12 protein-coding genes are annotated in these 16,217 nt (G+C 42.3%); 6 read left to right on the top strand and 6 right to left on the bottom strand.

The features are described from left to right. The first annotated feature begins 10 nt into the window (after window positions 1-10). From PHAL_RS0109305 to PHAL_RS0109295, 3 genes are read left to right on the top strand one after another with little or no spacing between them, the layout of a single operon-like run. Window positions 11-1,495, top strand: a complete 1,485-nt coding sequence (locus tag PHAL_RS0109305; protein WP_016708128.1) for a sensor histidine kinase — start codon at window positions 11-13, stop codon at window positions 1,493-1,495. Continuing rightward, a complete protein-coding gene (locus PHAL_RS0109300) occupies window positions 1,496-1,957 on the top strand; it encodes a response regulator (RefSeq protein WP_016708127.1) in 462 nt (153 codons plus the stop codon). It begins immediately after the preceding gene. Window positions 1,958-1,978: 21 nt separating this feature from the next. Then, entirely contained in the window at window positions 1,979-3,943 is a 1,965-nt protein-coding gene (locus PHAL_RS0109295) for a response regulator (protein ID WP_016708126.1), read from the top strand. Here PHAL_RS0109295 and PHAL_RS0109290 read toward each other — a convergent pair. Genes PHAL_RS0109290 through PHAL_RS0109280 form a run of 3 tightly spaced genes read right to left on the bottom strand, consistent with a single transcriptional unit; the run spans window position 3,930 to window position 7,590 of the window. Further along, window positions 3,930-4,934 carry a LacI family DNA-binding transcriptional regulator gene (locus PHAL_RS0109290; protein ID WP_016708125.1) on the bottom strand — a complete coding sequence of 335 codons (1,005 nt, stop codon included), beginning with the start codon at window positions 4,932-4,934 and terminating at the stop codon, window positions 3,930-3,932. The genes PHAL_RS0109295 and PHAL_RS0109290 overlap by 14 nt on opposite strands. 1 nt (window position 4,935) lies before the next feature. Beyond that, on the bottom strand, window positions 4,936-6,270 hold the full coding sequence (locus PHAL_RS0109285; protein ID WP_029216097.1) for a glycoside-pentoside-hexuronide (GPH):cation symporter: 1,335 nt from the start codon (window positions 6,268-6,270) through the stop codon (window positions 4,936-4,938). A 21-nt stretch (window positions 6,271-6,291) separates the two neighbouring features. Next, complete coding sequence (locus tag PHAL_RS0109280) at window positions 6,292-7,590, bottom strand: GH1 family beta-glucosidase (protein WP_016708123.1); 1,299 nt, start codon at window positions 7,588-7,590, stop codon at window positions 6,292-6,294. 282 nt (window positions 7,591-7,872) lie between these two features. Between PHAL_RS0109280 and PHAL_RS0109275 the strand changes: the two genes are divergently transcribed. The 3 genes from PHAL_RS0109275 to PHAL_RS0109265 are packed head-to-tail and all read left to right on the top strand — an operon-like array spanning window position 7,873 to window position 12,698. Beyond that, window positions 7,873-9,138 carry a sugar MFS transporter gene (locus PHAL_RS0109275; protein WP_016708122.1) on the top strand — a complete coding sequence of 422 codons (1,266 nt, stop codon included), beginning with the start codon at window positions 7,873-7,875 and terminating at the stop codon, window positions 9,136-9,138. Window positions 9,139-9,150: 12 nt separating this feature from the next. Further along, the gene (locus PHAL_RS0109270) at window positions 9,151-11,670 is read left to right on the top strand and encodes a glycoside hydrolase family 3 protein (protein WP_016708121.1); all 2,520 of its coding nucleotides are present in this window, start codon (window positions 9,151-9,153) and stop codon (window positions 11,668-11,670) included. Next, on the top strand, window positions 11,661-12,698 hold the full coding sequence (locus tag PHAL_RS0109265; RefSeq protein WP_016708120.1) for a glycoside hydrolase family 16 protein: 1,038 nt from the start codon (window positions 11,661-11,663) through the stop codon (window positions 12,696-12,698). Before PHAL_RS0109270 ends, PHAL_RS0109265 begins: the two co-directional genes overlap by 10 nt. A 96-nt stretch (window positions 12,699-12,794) precedes the next feature. Here PHAL_RS0109265 and PHAL_RS0109260 read toward each other — a convergent pair whose 3' ends face one another. From PHAL_RS0109260 to PHAL_RS0109250, 3 genes are read right to left on the bottom strand one after another with little or no spacing between them, the layout of a single operon-like run. Next, on the bottom strand, window positions 12,795-13,820 hold the full coding sequence (locus PHAL_RS0109260) for a cupin-like domain-containing protein (protein WP_016708119.1): 1,026 nt from the start codon (window positions 13,818-13,820) through the stop codon (window positions 12,795-12,797). Beyond that, a complete protein-coding gene (locus PHAL_RS0109255; protein ID WP_016708118.1) occupies window positions 13,820-14,545 on the bottom strand; it encodes a SapC family protein in 726 nt (241 codons plus the stop codon). Before PHAL_RS0109255 ends, PHAL_RS0109260 begins: the two co-directional genes overlap by 1 nt. Before the next feature lie 55 nt (window positions 14,546-14,600). After that, window positions 14,601-16,154 (bottom strand): tryptophan halogenase family protein, encoded by a 1,554-nt coding sequence (locus tag PHAL_RS0109250; RefSeq protein ID WP_016708117.1) that lies wholly within the window; start codon window positions 16,152-16,154, stop codon window positions 14,601-14,603. Window positions 16,155-16,217: the final 63 nt, after the last annotated feature.

Here is a 16,217-nt window from a genome sequence, read left to right as displayed (position 1 = left end):
GGGAAAGTAAATGAAGCAAAAAAAGCAACAAGGTAGAACCAATGTAGTCTGGGCTAGCTTTATTGCTGTAGTGCTATGTATTGTCGTTGGCAATGCTATTTTGGCCATGAACACTATTCAAAGTCTTACGCAAACTCAACAACGTTTAGACGATACTGGGATGCTAAATACCGCCATTGAAAAGCTTCACCTTTCTATTGTGCAGGCTGAGTCAGGGCAACGTGGCTTTTTACTAACCGGTGATGAGGCGTATTTAGCGCCTTATTACGATGCTGTTTTACAACTTAACTCACAAGCTAAGTTAGTTAAAGGCTTACGTACCGAAATCGATGGTCAAGCAGATAAAGTCGCTCGTTTATTGTTTTTAGTTGATGATAAAGTGGCAATCTTAACCAGAACCGCCGATTTAGCTTTAGCGGATAAAGAGCGTCGTGCACATTACTTATTAGAGACTCACCAAGGTCGTAAGCTGTACGAGGAAATTCGCTTACTTGCTGATGAAATTCAAGATGCTGAATCAGCCTTTAAACTTGCTCAATTTAGAAAGTTAGGACAAATCAAAAAAGAGGCAAAAGTCACATTTGCGATTACTGCAGTGACGAGTGCGTTATTAATTATTGGCATGTTTGTGTTAACACGGATCAACTTACGCACCTCAGCAAAATACCGTGAAGAGCTGGAGTATCAGAATGAAACTTTGGCGGCGAAAGTGACTGAGCGTACTCAGGAATTAACTTTATATTCTGATGAATTGAGTCGCTCTAACCGTGAACTTGAAGAGTTTGCCTTTGTGGCAAGTCATGATTTGCAAGAGCCACTGCGTAAGATTCAGGCCTTTAGTGATCGTTTAGAAACCATGTTCAAAGATGAGCTGGGTGAAAAAGGCATTGATTATATAGCGCGAATGAAAAATGCAGCGCAACGCATGTCTAACTTAATAAATGACCTATTGGAATTCTCGCGAGTGACTACCCGCGGCAAAGATTTTGTCGATACCGATTTACAAAAAGTACTTGATGAAATCTTGAATGATTTGGAGATTGCGATTAAAGAATCAAATGCGCAAGTTCACGTTGGTCAAATGCCCGTAATACAAGCTGATCCAAGTCAGATGGAGCAGCTGTTTTTAAATTTAATTTCGAACGCGGTGAAATTTAGGCGGCCAGAAATAGCGCCTGTCATTCATATAGATTACGCACATCAAACGCAATTCAGTGAAGATCTTAATACCGACGTAGAATGGCAAGTTATTACAGTCAAAGACAATGGCATTGGGTTTTCAGCTGAGTATACGGACAAAATTTTTGTGCCGTTTCAGCGCTTACACGGACGCTCACAATACAAAGGCACCGGTATAGGTTTATCGGTATGTCGACGAATTGTAGAGCGTCATGGCGGCACTATTACAGCTCAAAGCGAAACGGGTGAGGGGGCAACCTTCATCATAAAACTACCTGTGGAAAGTGAACTTTTCACATTGCAAGGAGAGGCTTAAATGCCGTTCACTAAAGTAAAGCCAATCACCATTTTAATGGCTGATGATGATGAAGATGATCGTTTATTAACTCAAGATGCGTTGACAGAGAGCCGCGTGCTTAATGAATTGCACTTTGTTGAAGATGGTGTGGAATTGTTGGAGTACCTTGAACGTAAAGGTAAGTTTGAAGACAGAGATTCATCACCACGACCAAGTTTAATTCTATTGGATTTAAATATGCCGCGCATGGATGGGCGAGAAGCACTGCAAGCAATCAAAGCCAACCCGAACTTAAAAGGCATCCCGGTGGTGATTTTAACGACCTCAAAGCAAGAGGAAGACATGGTTAAAGGGTATGACCTGGGCGCCGCCTCTTATATCACTAAACCGGTGACCTTTGATGGTCTTGTTGACCTGATGAAAACACTCGGTAAGTATTGGGTTGAGTTTGTAGAATTACCGAGTACCTATAACGATTAGAAAGTAACCACTGGAGACACTATGTTAGATAAGGCAACTAAGCTGCTATTGGTTGAAGACGATGAAGATGATTACATACTTACCTGCGATTATCTTGAACAGCTTAATTCCCATACATTTGATATAGAGTGGATCAGTGACCCCAAGCAGGCAGTGCAGCTATTAAGTCAAAACTTACATGATATCTGCCTGCTTGATTACCGTTTAGGCGCATCGGATGGCCTTGTTGTATTAAAACAAGCGGTCGAAAATGGCTTTACTGGGCCAATTATTATGCTTACTGGGCAGTCAAATGATGAACTTGACTCTGCAGCATTGGATGCAGGCGCAGTTGATTACCTAGTTAAAAATGAAATGAGCAGTAGCCGTTTTGCACGTTCAATTCGCTATGCATTAGCACGGCGAGACATTGAAGATGAGCGTATCGAACGGTTGAAAGCGGAAGCCGAAAATCGCTCTAAAGACCGCTTTTTAGCTCATTTGAGTCATGAATTACGCACACCTTTATCCTCCATTTTAGGTTATACCGAATTGCTCATGCAAAGTGACCTAAATGACCATGCTAATAATGAGCTTGGTGTAATTTATCGAAATGGTAAGCACTTATTAAGCTTGCTGAATGATGTGCTCGACTTATCAAAAATAGCCGCCGATAAATTAGAGCTCAGCTGCAGTGATGTGAACCTTGATAGCCTTATGGCTGATGTGTTTACTCTGATGCGAGTGTCTGCGCTTGATAAGGGCTTATCACTGCGTTTTGAATCATTACAGCCTTTACCGCTGGTGGTAAATATTGATGCGACGCGGTTTAGACAAATTTTAATTAATATAATCAACAACGCAATTAAGTTTACTGAGCAAGGTGAGATCATTGTTCGTGCGTGGACAAAAGTTGTTGATGGTACTGAAATGCTATTTTTTAGTATTAAAGATTCAGGGTTGGGCATTGCGCCAGAAAAACAAGCGTTGATATTTAAACCATTTGAACAAATAGCAGATGTTGAATCGCGCTCTGTTGGCGGTGCTGGTTTAGGGCTTGCTATTTGCTCTGAGTTATTGAGTCGCATGCAAGGCGGTATAACCTTGGAGTCGGCAATAGGCAAGGGCTCTGAGTTTACTATTTCTTTATATCCCGGCAATATTCAAGCGGTTGAACGGCATTTACTAAAGTTGGATCTAACCCCTAATATGCAGCAAAAAACCGCACCATGTAAGGTCACAGGTCGAGTGTTAGTAGTTGACGATTTACGTGATTTGCGGGTGTTGGTAGGGCATATGATTGCCTCTGCTGGAGCGAAAGTTGATTACGCCGAGCACGGCAAGCAAGCACTTGATAAAGTAGCCAAAGCGCAGCAGCAAGGTGAACCATACGATATAGTTTATTTAGATATCCATATGCCGGTGATGGGCGGTAAAGAAACCGCCATTGAGCTCAGAAAGGCTGGGTTTACGGGAGCTATTATTGCGCTTACCGCCGCAACGATGAAGGGCATTCATAATGAGCTTACAGCCTTGGGGTTTAATGATGTAATAGGCAAGCCTGTTGACGCTAATTTATTGTATTTGTGCTTGCAAACCTATTTAGCTAATAACACGCAAAAAACCAAGGAGGTTGTGCCTGCACTCGATAGTTTGCAAAATAAAATGCGTTTTTTATTAGTTGAAGATGATGCCGATGCGGCGCAAATAACCCAATTATTACTCGAAAGCTTAGGCGTACAAACAAGTATTGCAACCAGTTATGAGCATTGTGTTGCCATCTTAAAAGCGGATAGCAACTTTGATAAGGTTTTATTAGATATGCATTTACCGGATGGCAGTGGCTTGGAGTTAGCAGCTTATATCAAGCTGCATTACCCTCAGTTATCACGTGTTATTGTCAGTGGTATGCAGCCTGAACCGTTGCAACTAGAACAACTCAATATTAAGCATGTTTTATTAAAACCAATTAATCTTGCATTGTTAACCCAACTTATTGAGGGATAGCAAGTACTGATTGGCGGATGATTAACTCCGGCTCAAATAAAGTTTGTAATGGTGACGTGTTTTTGTGATAAACATTGCTCAATACCCAATCGGCAGCCATGCGACCCATTGCACTGATTGGGTAATTTATAGTGCTCAATGGTGGGGAAATATGGCGAGTAAAAAACACATTATCGTAGCCCATAATCGATAATTGTTCGGGTAATTTAATTTTATACTCTCTTGCTGTGGCCATTGCACCAGTGGCCATTTCATCATTGGCGCAGATCAATGCAGTAAATTGAGGCGCATTGTTATGTAAGTGCTGAAAGCCTGTAGCACCGCTGTCTTCCATGAAATCACCTTGATACAGTAATTGCTCATTAAAGTTCAGGTTATACTCAGCTAAGGCTTGCTTATGCCCAGCTAAGCGATCTTGGGCATCTTTTTTCCACAATGGGCCACTAATATAAGCAATATCAGTATGGCCTTGCTCTAAGACGTATTTAGCAGCTAAGTAACCACCTTTCACGTTGTCTAAAATAATACAACGTGAAGATAATTCTTCAATATAGCGATTGATTAGCACAAAAGGGGTTTTCCCTTTACTAAGCTCTATTAGGTAATCATCACTAATAGCCTCAACATGCAAAATTAAACCATCGCAATTGCGACTAATTAAAAATTCAATAGCCTGTTGTTCGCGCTCTTCATCACTATGACCTGCGGCGATGATCACATGTTTGCTCTGCTTACGAAACGCGGTTTCTATCCCACTCATCATAGGGCCATAAAAAGGACCCTGTAGCTCAGAAACGAGTAATCCCACGCTATTTGAGCAATTTGATGCTAACGATTGAGCTATGGAGTTTGGTCGATAACCTAACTCTGTCATCGCACGAGTTACTTTTTCACGGGTTGCATCGCTGACATTTGCATTATTATTCATCACTCTTGAGACGGTTGCTAATGACACGCCAGCAAGTTTTGACACCTCATAAATGGTGGCCATGTTATTCCTTTTGAGTGTGGGCTACTAAATCGTCATTTATCTGTTTTAAAGTTTTATTATCAAGAATATACCTTGTCATGATCAAAGCGACAAGTACGCTGCCAATAGCAGGGTAAAGAGTAAACGAGGTTAAAATTCCAGTTTTAGTCAGCTCAGTTAATTCAGTATTTGCTTGGTAACCATAATAGGCTAATAACCAGCCAGCAATCGCGCCACCCAGTGCTAAACCGAGTTTAATAAAAAACACCACGCTCGCGTAAACAAGACCGGTTAGGCGGTGGCCATTTTGCCATTGTCCGTAATCGATAGCGTCGGCCATTTTTGCCCATAGCAGCGGAGTTGCCATTTGAGTGAAAAAACACCATAAAAAGTACACTGCAAAGGCCAAAATAAGCTGCTCGCTAGGTAACCAAAAGGCAACACAGCTAAGAGCCGCAGAAATATACTGTAGATAAATATAAGCGGTTTTTTTATCAATGCGTTTACTCAATGGTTGCGCACAGGCACAGCCTAAGATATTGCCTATCATACCGAGAGTAACAAAGTGAGTGACTAAATCACCTTCCCCGAGCACATATTTTACGTAATAAATTGCTAAGGTGGTACGTAATACCATACTGGTTAATAACATTAGGGCAGCAGCACAGAGTATTTTAAACGGCCCGTTTTGCCATAAAGTGGCCATTTGTGCTTTAAGAGTCAGGGTTTTATGCTGCTGTGCCACTACCCGCTCTTTGGTAAATCGAAAGCACACTAAAAATAGTATCACGCCAAAACAGCTCATTATGACCATAGTGAGTTGGTAACCAAGGGCGTTATCCCCATGACCAAGCCAATTGACTAAAGGTAGCGTACAGCTACTTACGAGTAAGCCACCTAACATGCCAAATACAAAACGATATGATTGAATTGAAACGCGCTCATTAGGATCGCGGCTAAGCACGCCACCTAGTGCTGAGTAAGGTATGTTAATTGCGGTGTAGACCAACATCAGTAAAGTATAAGTGACAAATGCATAAATCACTTTGCCGCTTGGACTAAGATCTGGCGTTGTAAAGGTAATAATACTGATCACCCCAAATGGGATTGCCAGCCATAATAGATAAGGGCGATAGCTGCCGTATTTTGTGCGTGTAGCATCTGTGAGTGCGCCCATTAATGGGTCGGTAACTGCATCAATGATGCGCACGACTAAAAATAAAGTGCCGACTATAGCAGGCGATATGCCAAAAATATCAGTATAGAAAAAAGTCAAAAATAGCATTACGGTTTGAAAAATGATGTTACTGGCAGTATCACCTAAGCCATAGGCTATTTTTTCTTTTTTAGTTAGCATAATTGGCACTCAATTTTATTGTTATTTTTTACGTTGTTGCAGTAAGCGGCGATATTGTTTAGCGCTTTCTTTAAGTATCCGTTGCTGATTCGAATAGTCAACATAAACCAAACCAAAGCGTTTTTCGTAGCCGTACGCCCATTCAAAGTTATCCAATAAGCTCCATGCAAAATAGCCTTTGACATCAACGCCTTGAATTATTGCGTCATGAACAGCATTAAGATGGGTATGATAGTAGCTTACTCTTGCTAAATCAGCTACTTGCCCTTCATGCAAGTGATCTGCCATGGCCGCGCCATTTTCTGTTACATAGACTTTGGGTAACTGGTATTGCTCATTTAACGAAACCAATAACTCAGTTAAGCCTTGCGGATAAACTTCCCAGCCCATATCCGTGACTGGCACATTATCAATATTAGCCTCGGCAAACCAGTTATCTTCAGTGTTGCGATAATGTATGCGGGTATAGTAATTAACCCCAATAAAGTCAATTGGCTGGCTAATTATAGCCATATCGCCAGGGGCAATTACTGGCTGTACGTTGATATTGAGTTTGCTCAGCAAGTCAGGGTATTGTCCTTCTAGTACTGCTTTGATGTACCACTGGTTATGATATTGATCAGCAAGCATTGCTGCTGTTTGATCTGCTGATGTCAGTGGGTAGCTCGGGCTAAAGTTTAGTACAATCCCAGCTTCAGTATCAGGACAGTTTTGGCGTAACACTTGCATCGCAAGGCCGTGTGCTAATAGTAAGTGATGAGCAGCTTGACGTCCTGCTTGCTGACTTTTGATACCTGGTGCATGAACACCTATTTCGTACCCTAAATAAGCACTACAAAATGGTTCATTTAAAGTGGCATATGAATCGACCAAGCCGGTGAGCTCTTTACTAATTACATCGGTGTAGGCTGCAAAAGCGTAGGCGGTCTCACGGTTTTGCCAACCACCTTGATCCTCTAAATGTTGTGGCAGATCCCAATGATAAAGAGTGACATAGGTTTTAATATTTCGTGCTTTTAATGCAGTTAATAAATTACGATAGAAACTAATGCCTTGTTCATTCACTGTACCATCTTGATGCAGCACGCGTGGCCATGAAATAGAGAGTCGGTATGCATCCACGGCTAAGTTTGCGATCATTTCAATATCTTGTTGCCATAAATTGACATGATCGCAGGCAATATCGCCATGGCTATTATCAGCAATTGCTCCAGGTTTTGAGCAAAAAGTATCCCAAATACAAGGTAAGCGGGTATCACGTGCTCCTTCAATTTGAAATGAAGCCGTTGCTACGCCAAATACGAACTGTGGCATTAGCATGGGGGAATTTGAGGGCAGTGATATAGTTTTAAATTCGCTCAAGGTGCACCTTTTAATTTTCGGTAGTCGTAATCGCTTAATATTTATTTTGAAGACAGCATAGCTTTTCAATGTAAGCGCTTACAAGTTTTTTGTAAATAAATTGCTAAATTCGATTTATATGTTATAAATGTAAGCGCTTACATTTAATGTTGCAACTATTTTTTGTTTTTATAGTTTTAATAAAAGAACCTGCTAGTAGTTGTAATAAACTGATAATTAAAAACAATTAGAGATTTTAATATGGCACATGTCACACACACTTTGGCAGAGAACGAACATAGCCAGCAACCATTGGGCAAGCAAGCGTTTGCTTTAACGTCGTTGACTACACTATTTTTTATGTGGGGATTTATTACTTGCTTAAATGATATTTTGATCCCGTATTTAAAAGGTATGTTTTCGCTAAATTATACCCAAGCAATGTTAGTTCAGTTCTGCTTTTTTGGGGCTTATTTTGTAATGTCGATCCCTGCGGGGAAGTTGGTTAGTAAAATTGGTTATCAGTTTGGTATTGTCGTCGGGCTTGTGGTTGCCGCTATAGGGTGTGCACTTTTCTATCCTGCAGCAGTGGCACATGTTTATGAATTATTTTTATTGGCGTTGTTTGTATTAGCATCGGGTATCACTATTTTACAAGTATCAGCTAATCCATATGTAAGTGTGTTGGGGTCGCCTAAAACAGCCTCATCACGCCTAACCATGACTCAAGCATTTAATTCATTAGGAACTACAATAGCGCCTATTTTTGGTGGTTGGTTAATTTTAACTGAAGTGAGTCAAGCAACGGCAGAGCAAGTGAAACTCCCGTATTTAATGCTGTCAGCCAGTCTATTGGTGCTTGCGGTTATCTTCGCATTTTTAAAATTGCCGAAATTAGGTAAAGAAAGTGACTCTCAAGTTCAAAGTCAGCAGGTTGAAGGATTTGTTGATTTAGGTAGTGTGTGGCAATACCGTCATTTACTGTTTGGCGCATTAGGTATCTTTGTTTATGTGGGGGCTGAGGTTGCCATTGGTAGTTTCTTGGTGGGTTTTTTAACGCTTGATCATATTAGCAGTTTAACCGAGCAGCAAGCGGCTCATTACATTAGTTATTACTTTGCCGGTGCGATGATAGGCCGTTTTATTGGCGCAGTAGTGATGCAAAAATTTGATGCCGGTAAAGTGCTGGCATGTCATGGCTTACTTGCCATTGTATTGATTGTTATGGCAATGACTGGCCAAGGTGGATTTGCCATGTGGGCGCTTTTATTGGTCGGTCTGTGTAACTCAATCATGTTCCCAACTATTTTTAGCTTAGCGTTACAGGGGCTTGGTAAATACACTTCACAAGGGTCAGGTATTCTTTGCTTAGCGATTGTTGGTGGTGCGATTATTCCACTACTACAAGGTGTACTCGCTGACAGTATTGGCGTGCAGTTAGCGCTGTTACTACCAATAGGCTGTTATTTATATATCACTTACTTTGCGCTGGTTGGCTCAAAAGTATCTTCTCCTCGTCATAAATAATAGGTGCAAAACATGACATTAAAAAAACCATTCACACTTACAGCGCTAGTGATGGCGACCATAGCGATGAACGGCTGCTCGGGGCCTGAGCACATACAAGCGAGCAAAACTGCAAACGATGAAATTTGGCCAAAAATCACCACGGGTATTAATGATGATGCCAACATGGAGGCGGCAATTACCACGTTGTTAAATAGCATGACGCTTGAGCAAAAAATTGCACAAATGATCCAACCGGAAATTCGCGATATTACAGTGGAAGATATGCGTAAGTATGGTTTTGGCTCATATTTAAATGGTGGTGGTGCGTTTCCTAATAACGATAAACACGCCAGCGCAGCTGATTGGATAGAGCTTGCAGAAAAAATGTATCAGGCTTCTGTCGATGACTCGCTGGATGGCATTAGTATTCCAACCATGTGGGGCACCGATGCAGTACATGGGCATAACAATGTGATTGGCGCGACTTTATTTCCGCATAACATTGGTTTAGGCGCGACAAACAACCCTGCGTTGATTGAAAAAATAGCCGCAGCAACCGCACAAGAAGTGATGGTAACAGGTATTGATTGGGTGTTTGCACCCACTGTAGCTGTGGTGCGTGACGATCGCTGGGGTCGCACTTACGAAGGCTATTCAGAAGACCCTGAAATCGTGCGTGATTACTCAGCAGCAATTGTAAAGGGTTTGCAAGGCGCGGTCGATCAAGACTTTTTATCTGATAAACGCGTTATTAGTACTGTTAAGCATTTTTTGGGTGATGGTGGTACGCAAGGTGGTGACGATCAAGGCGATAACATTGCATCAGAGCAAGAACTGTTCGATATCCATGCCCAAGGCTATGTGGGTGGCTTAGGTGCCGGCGCGCAAACAGTTATGGCGTCATTTAATAGTTGGCATGGTGAAAAAATTCATGGCAGCAAATACTTACTGACCGATGTGCTTAAAGGCAAAATGGGCTTTGATGGTTTTGTAGTGGGTGACTGGAATGGTCACGGGCAAATCGACGGTTGTACAAATGGTAATTGTGCGCAGGCAGCCAATGCTGGTTTAGATGTATACATGGTGCCAACCGATGCATGGAAGCCGCTTTATGAAAACTTAATTGCTCAAGTTAAAAGTGGCGATATTGCTCAAAGCCGAATTGATGATGCGGTGACACGTATTTTACGCGTGAAAATGCGTGCTGGTTTATTTGATAAACCAAGCCCAGCGCAGCGTCCGTTATCAGGTAAAACAGAGGTTATTGGCAGCGCAGAACACCGTGCAATTGCAAAGCAAGCGGTGCGCGAGTCATTAGTATTACTTAAAAATAAGCAGCAGTTACTGCCTCTTTCACCAAAAGCAAATGTGCTTGTTGCGGGTTTAGGCGCTGATAACATTGGTATGCAGTCAGGTGGTTGGAGTATCACATGGCAAGGGACAGGTAACGAAAATAGTGACTTCCCTGGCGGCACATCGATTTTGGATGGTATTGAGCACACGGTTAAGCAAGCTGGTGGCCAAGTGCAGTATGACTTAAATGGTGAGTTTAAAACATCTCCAGATGTGGCCATCGTGGTGTTTGGTGAGCAACCATACGCAGAAGGCAACGGCGACTTAGATAACCTTGAATACCAACGTGGTAATAAAACAGATTTAGCGTTGTTGCGTAAGTTCAAACAAGCCGGTATTCCAGTTGTATCATTATTCATTAGTGGTCGCCCTATGTGGGTGAACGCAGAATTAAATGCCAGTGATGCCTTTGTTGCTACTTGGCTTCCAGGTAGTGAAGGGGATGCCATCAGCGATGTGTTATTTGCCAATGCTGACGGCTCTGTAAACCATGACTTTAAAGGTAAGCTGTCATTCTCTTGGCCTAACAACCCAATTGATAATGCCAACCGTGGAGACACTGAATACGCACCATTGCTGCCATATGGCTTTGGTTTAACCTACACCGACGAAAACACCTTAGCTGATGACCTTGAAGAGCAAAGCCAAGTAACGCAGCAGCTTGAAGATTTAGTGTTATTTGAACGCGCTGTAAAAGCACCGTGGAGCTTAGTATTACAAAGTGGTGAGCAACAAAAAACGATGGCAAGCAGCCGGGAAACGGTTGGCGCTGTGAGTGTTAAAACCTTTGATAAAGACGTTCAAGAAGATGCACGTGCTATCACCTTTACAGGTGAAGAGTTGGCGGCCATTCGCTTAATGGCGGCGTTTCCATCAGATCTACGCTCTTTTGTTGAAAAACAAGGGCAGCTACAAATGCAGGTCAAAGTGGATAAAGCAGGCGCAAGCCCGCTGTGGTTAGGTATGCAGTGTGGCGATGATTGCCAAGGCAAGTTCGATATCACTGAGCAATTAAGTAAAAACGCACAGTGGCAAACATTGAACATTGATTTAGCCTGTTTTGCTCAGCAAAATGTGAACCTAGGGCAAGTGTTTTCACCGTGGCAGTTAAGCACACAAGGGGATTGGCAGTTGTCTATCGCTAAGTTAATGATAACAACTGAACGTACACCAGAGTCGGCTGTGGTATGTCAATAAAAGCTCCGCTACTCCTGATGTTGGCAAGCGCACTTAGCGCTTGCCAACAAGTAGAGCAAATTCGGCCTGTAACCGCAAGCATCGGTGAAGGCTGGCAGCTGGTGTGGCAAGATGAATTTAATGGCTCACAAATTGACTCACAAAAATGGTCCCATGAAGTAAACTGTCATGGTGGTGGCAACGACGAAAAACAGTGTTATACCGCACGAGCCAAAAACAGTTTTGTTGAGCAAGGATTGTTGCATTTAGTCGCCCATAAAGAGCAATACACGGGTCCTAAATTTAATCGTGATGACGTTAATAGTGCTGCAGAGCGAGCACTTACTCAGACCCAGTCATTTACCTCTGCGCGGTTACGCAGTAAAGGTTTAGGGGATTGGCAATATGGCCGCTTTGAAATTCGCGCAAAACTGCCAGCAGGGCAAGGTGCATGGCCTGCAATTTGGATGTTACCTACTGATTGGGAGTATGGTCGTTGGGCCTCTTCAGGTGAAATCGATATCATGGAAGCGGTGAATCTTAAAGTACCAACAGATGATAAAACGGCGCCAACTGGTACGCTTGAGAGCCGTGTGCACGGTACTTTGCATTACGGTGGTCCAGCCCCTAACAATGTTTACAGTGGCACAGCGTACACATTTGCTGCTGATCAAAACCCAGCTGATATGTTTCATGTTTATGCTCTAGAGTGGCAGCAAGATGAAATGCGCTGGTATGTGGATGATATTCACTTTGCCACCTTCAAAAGTGAACAGTGGTATTCAGTCAGTGAACAAGCTGATGGTACGTTACTAAAAAATTCAGGTTTTGCACCTTTTAATAAGCGCTTTCATATGTTGCTGAATTTCGCGATTGGCGGTAATTGGCCTGCAAACGTGAATGAAAAAGGCGTGGATGAGAGTGGCTTTGCAAAACAAATGCTGGTGGATTATGTGCGGGTATTTGAATGCAGCGTTAACCCTGAAACGGGCAAAGGCTGCGCAACGTATCAAGATTCTGCTAAGCAGATTATACCCAAACGTCTTTAAGTTATTTGGGTCTTTAGCCTGCAGTTACATCGCCGAACTCGTTGTAATTGCAGGCTTAAGACCCATCTTATTAACACCAGAAACCACCAGCCAACCTTAACGATTTAACTTCTGTAATAGTAACTGGCGAATCTTTCGTGCAGTGAGTTCATCTACTTTCCCAAGTATGCCTTTTACATTATCGGGTGTGTGTTCACCAAGCTCAACATTGTCATTAAAGACGTAATGATTAAACAACTGCTGCCAGTTCGTTTTATGATTTGCGGGCAAATCTTTAATCGCTAGCATGCTGTGTAGCAGCGCATCAAATGGATTGGCTAAATGATCAGCGGCTTGACGCCACCAATAGTTAACCAGCACGTTGAATACGCTTTGAGCGCTAACATGGTGCCACCAAAGTGCAGGAATGAATATGCCATCACCGGGTGTTAACTTTGCGATCTGCGCGCTATTTAGTGCCTGTTTAAAGCGGGGGAAACGTTCAAAATCTGGGGCTGTAAAATCAACTAAACTGACGGCTTGTCCTGCAGGAGTGAATTCTAACGGGCCTATATATAAGTTATCTACTTGCTCTGGGGCGAACAAAATAAACTCACGACTTCCTGCGCCAACGCAAGCAAGGTTATCGGCATTATCATAATGGGCGGCAATTTGGCTGTGATTACCTACCCACAAGCTTTTTAAACACTTATGGGCTGTGACCTGTAACGGGTTGTAACGATTAAAATCAGGGGCACAGTAATCACACGCTGTTGATCCCATGTAGTAAGAGTCTGGCTCAGTTATTGCTGTTACTTGCTCTAATTGCTCAAGTAATTCAACTAAGTTACTGACATATTGGCTAAAGTTAAAACCATCCATTTGAGCATTGTAAAAGTAGCGCCCCTGTTCTTGAGCTGGGGCTGAAAATGCTCGCACTGGTGAGTTGCGAGCAAGGCTTTTTAAATAACTTAATGCCTGCTGATTACTTTGTTTAGCTTGTTTTACCATAGGCCAGAGCGCACAGACGTCCTTGATCACAATAGGCGCTGTTTGCTCAGCCAAAAAGGCAGGCAAGTCGTTAATTTCATCAATATGGCATTGCCTAACTTGCTGTTTTATTTGTTGCGCCACGCTTTGCATTACTGCTGTGCCCACTTTTTATTAAGTAAGCTAGGAATTTGTTCAAGTGACGCAATCGCCATATAAATAGCCTGTAAATAACCACTGCTCTGTAAAGTTTGTAATTGTTCACTAGTGAGGGTATTTAAGGTTTGTTGATTAATCGTATAAAAACCACCGACAGTGACCTTATCAGCATTTTTTTGTTGGTACTCAATTGTAAATGCTTCAATTAAATTAAGCTCAAGGAGTTGTGCAAAAAATGCAGGCAGCGCTTGGTTTTCAAGGTGAAGGGTATTCAGTACTTGGGCTATATGGCTTAAGTAATCGCTATTGCCGCCATGCTCTAAAAAGATATCTTCACCATGCTCTAGGTTAATCCGAGGGCTGTCTAAATCAATATGCACCACTAAAGATTGCTCAGGGATACCTTGGTTATAGTGAGTTTGTTGGCCGATTAAAAAAGGTTGGCGCTGCATACTCAATGGCAAGTAGTTGAGCGTTAAGCTACCTTGTGCATCAAGTAGCAAGTTTTCACTATTTTCAAAGCCAAATAAGGCCAGTGCTTCAAACTGCCCCGATTGAGGATGCTTACGAAATACGATGGGTTGATTCGCCTGCACTTTAGTGAATTCGCTCGGGTAAATAGGTGTACAGCTGATGTTATCGCCCCATTTAGCTCCACGTTCGGTGATCACTTTTAACGCTTTGTGGCTAATATTATCAAGTAAAACATGGTTGGCCATGTGGCCTCCTGATCTTCAATATAGTTAATTCAATTGGTTCAGTTAAACCCTAAAGTTAAATAGGCTGTAAACCAAATTTTTTAATATGTTCAAGTAACTGGCGGTTAGTAGGTAAGTTGGCTAACCCTTGCTTCGCCGTTTGCTGATTATTTGTAAAGTGCTCAATAATGGCTGCTGGCATGTTCATCTGAGGAAATTCGGGGAGGTGTTTCATGCCGTATAAAACAAATTGATAACTCGCCGCTGAAAACACTTCTTGGGCGCGGTCAAAATCATTCAACCAAGGGCTTTGATATTGCCATAGAGCCAGGTTATCAAGCAGGGATTGTGGTATTGTATTGGTATTTCTATGCGCTTGCCAATAGTCGCCGCTGCGTTTTGATAACACATAATGCAGCTTTAAAAATTCAATGATCCGTTGCCACCGATAATGGCATTGCTGATCAAAGCGCTTGCTCAGCTGAGGCATCGCATTGCGATGGGTTGGAAAGTTTGCCAATAAAGTATTTAAGCTTAGTTCTACCATCACCAGCGCAGAGGCTTCCAGTGGTTCGATAAAGCCTGCTGACATACCAATTGCAATACAGTTTTTATGCCAAAACTGTGTGCGATAACCAGGTTTAAAGCTCAATTCACGAATGGTTAATTGGCTCACATCAAGCTCATGTTGTGTAGTCTTTAAATAACTAATTAGCTTATCTTTAGCCCCTTGGGTTGATTCATATTCACTTGAATAAACCATGCCAACACCACGGCGAGTTTGTAAGCCTATATCCCAAATCCAACCTGTATCTTGTGCTGTAGCTTTAGTGTATGACACTATTTCTTGTTGGTCATCAGCATATGGCACCTGGACGGCAACAGCGCGATCATTAAACAGAATATGATCTTGGGTTTGCAAAGGAATTTTGTAGTGCTTATCAATTAAACGGCTATGATGCCCTGAGCAATCAATAAATAAGTCACCACTTATTAAGCCATGATCGCCAGTACTCACTGCATTAATATAACCATCGTCATCGTTAATCACCTCATCAACATGACATAGCAGGTGAGTTACATTGAGTTTATCGACACAGTGACGCATTAATAGGTGGGCGAATTTTCCAGCATCTAAATGATAACCATAGTTAGCTTGTGCTTGATAGTCGCTGTGTAAATGTGTTTTTGGGGCTTTGTGGTGATCGCAAAAGTAAGTTTGACTGGCTACTGCATGGCTAAAACTTACCGCTTCGTGTTGAGCAAACCAATAAGGCGCTATATTGATGTTTTGATAGCCAACGGGAAGGCTAAATGGATGATAGTAGTATTCGTTACTTTGACCGCTCATTGGATCATCGCACCAGCCATCAAAGCGTGAACCTTGTTTAAACGAGGCATCACATTCACGTATGAACTGTGTTTCACTGATACCAATGGTTTTTAAGGTTTTACGCATGGTCGGCCAAGTACCTTCACCCACGCCTAAAGTGGCCACATCGGGCGATTCAATAAGGGTAACTTTAGCATTGTGAGTTAGGTGGCTTTGAGCCGCGATAAGCCCTGCGCTAAGCCAGCCTGCACTGCCACCGCCAATGATAACGATGTGGTTTATGTCGTTTTTACGCATTAGATCGACTCGTTACTTAAATTTCATGTATTGAAATTAACATATTAAAGAAAAAAAAAGCCG

It is taken from the genome of Pseudoalteromonas haloplanktis ATCC 14393 (genome assembly GCF_000238355.1).
Taxonomy (GTDB): Bacteria; Pseudomonadota; Gammaproteobacteria; order Enterobacterales; family Alteromonadaceae; genus Pseudoalteromonas; species Pseudoalteromonas haloplanktis.
The sequence above is the reverse complement of the archived record's forward strand: the minus strand, read 5'-3'. Positions and strand labels throughout refer to the sequence as shown.

What these genes read in the sequence shown, in the direction of transcription:
- PHAL_RS0109305 (WP_016708128.1), top strand. Translation starts at nt 11, where the DNA reads ATGAAGCAAAAAAAGCAACAAGGTAGAACCAATGTAGTCTGGGCTAGC.
- PHAL_RS0109300 (WP_016708127.1), top strand. Translation starts at nt 1,496, where the DNA reads ATGCCGTTCACTAAAGTAAAGCCAATCACCATTTTAATGGCTGATGAT.
- PHAL_RS0109295 (WP_016708126.1), top strand. Translation starts at nt 1,979, where the DNA reads ATGTTAGATAAGGCAACTAAGCTGCTATTGGTTGAAGACGATGAAGAT.
- PHAL_RS0109290 (WP_016708125.1), bottom strand. Translation starts at nt 4,934, where the DNA reads ATGGCCACCATTTATGAGGTGTCAAAACTTGCTGGCGTGTCATTAGCA.
- PHAL_RS0109285 (WP_029216097.1), bottom strand. Translation starts at nt 6,270, where the DNA reads ATGCTAACTAAAAAAGAAAAAATAGCCTATGGCTTAGGTGATACTGCC.
- PHAL_RS0109280 (WP_016708123.1), bottom strand. Translation starts at nt 7,590, where the DNA reads ATGCTAATGCCACAGTTCGTATTTGGCGTAGCAACGGCTTCATTTCAA.
- PHAL_RS0109275 (WP_016708122.1), top strand. Translation starts at nt 7,873, where the DNA reads ATGGCACATGTCACACACACTTTGGCAGAGAACGAACATAGCCAGCAA.
- PHAL_RS0109270 (WP_016708121.1), top strand. Translation starts at nt 9,151, where the DNA reads ATGACATTAAAAAAACCATTCACACTTACAGCGCTAGTGATGGCGACC.
- PHAL_RS0109265 (WP_016708120.1), top strand. Translation starts at nt 11,661, where the DNA reads ATGTCAATAAAAGCTCCGCTACTCCTGATGTTGGCAAGCGCACTTAGC.
- PHAL_RS0109260 (WP_016708119.1), bottom strand. Translation starts at nt 13,820, where the DNA reads ATGCAAAGCGTGGCGCAACAAATAAAACAGCAAGTTAGGCAATGCCAT.
- PHAL_RS0109255 (WP_016708118.1), bottom strand. Translation starts at nt 14,545, where the DNA reads ATGGCCAACCATGTTTTACTTGATAATATTAGCCACAAAGCGTTAAAA.
- PHAL_RS0109250 (WP_016708117.1), bottom strand. Translation starts at nt 16,154, where the DNA reads ATGCGTAAAAACGACATAAACCACATCGTTATCATTGGCGGTGGCAGT.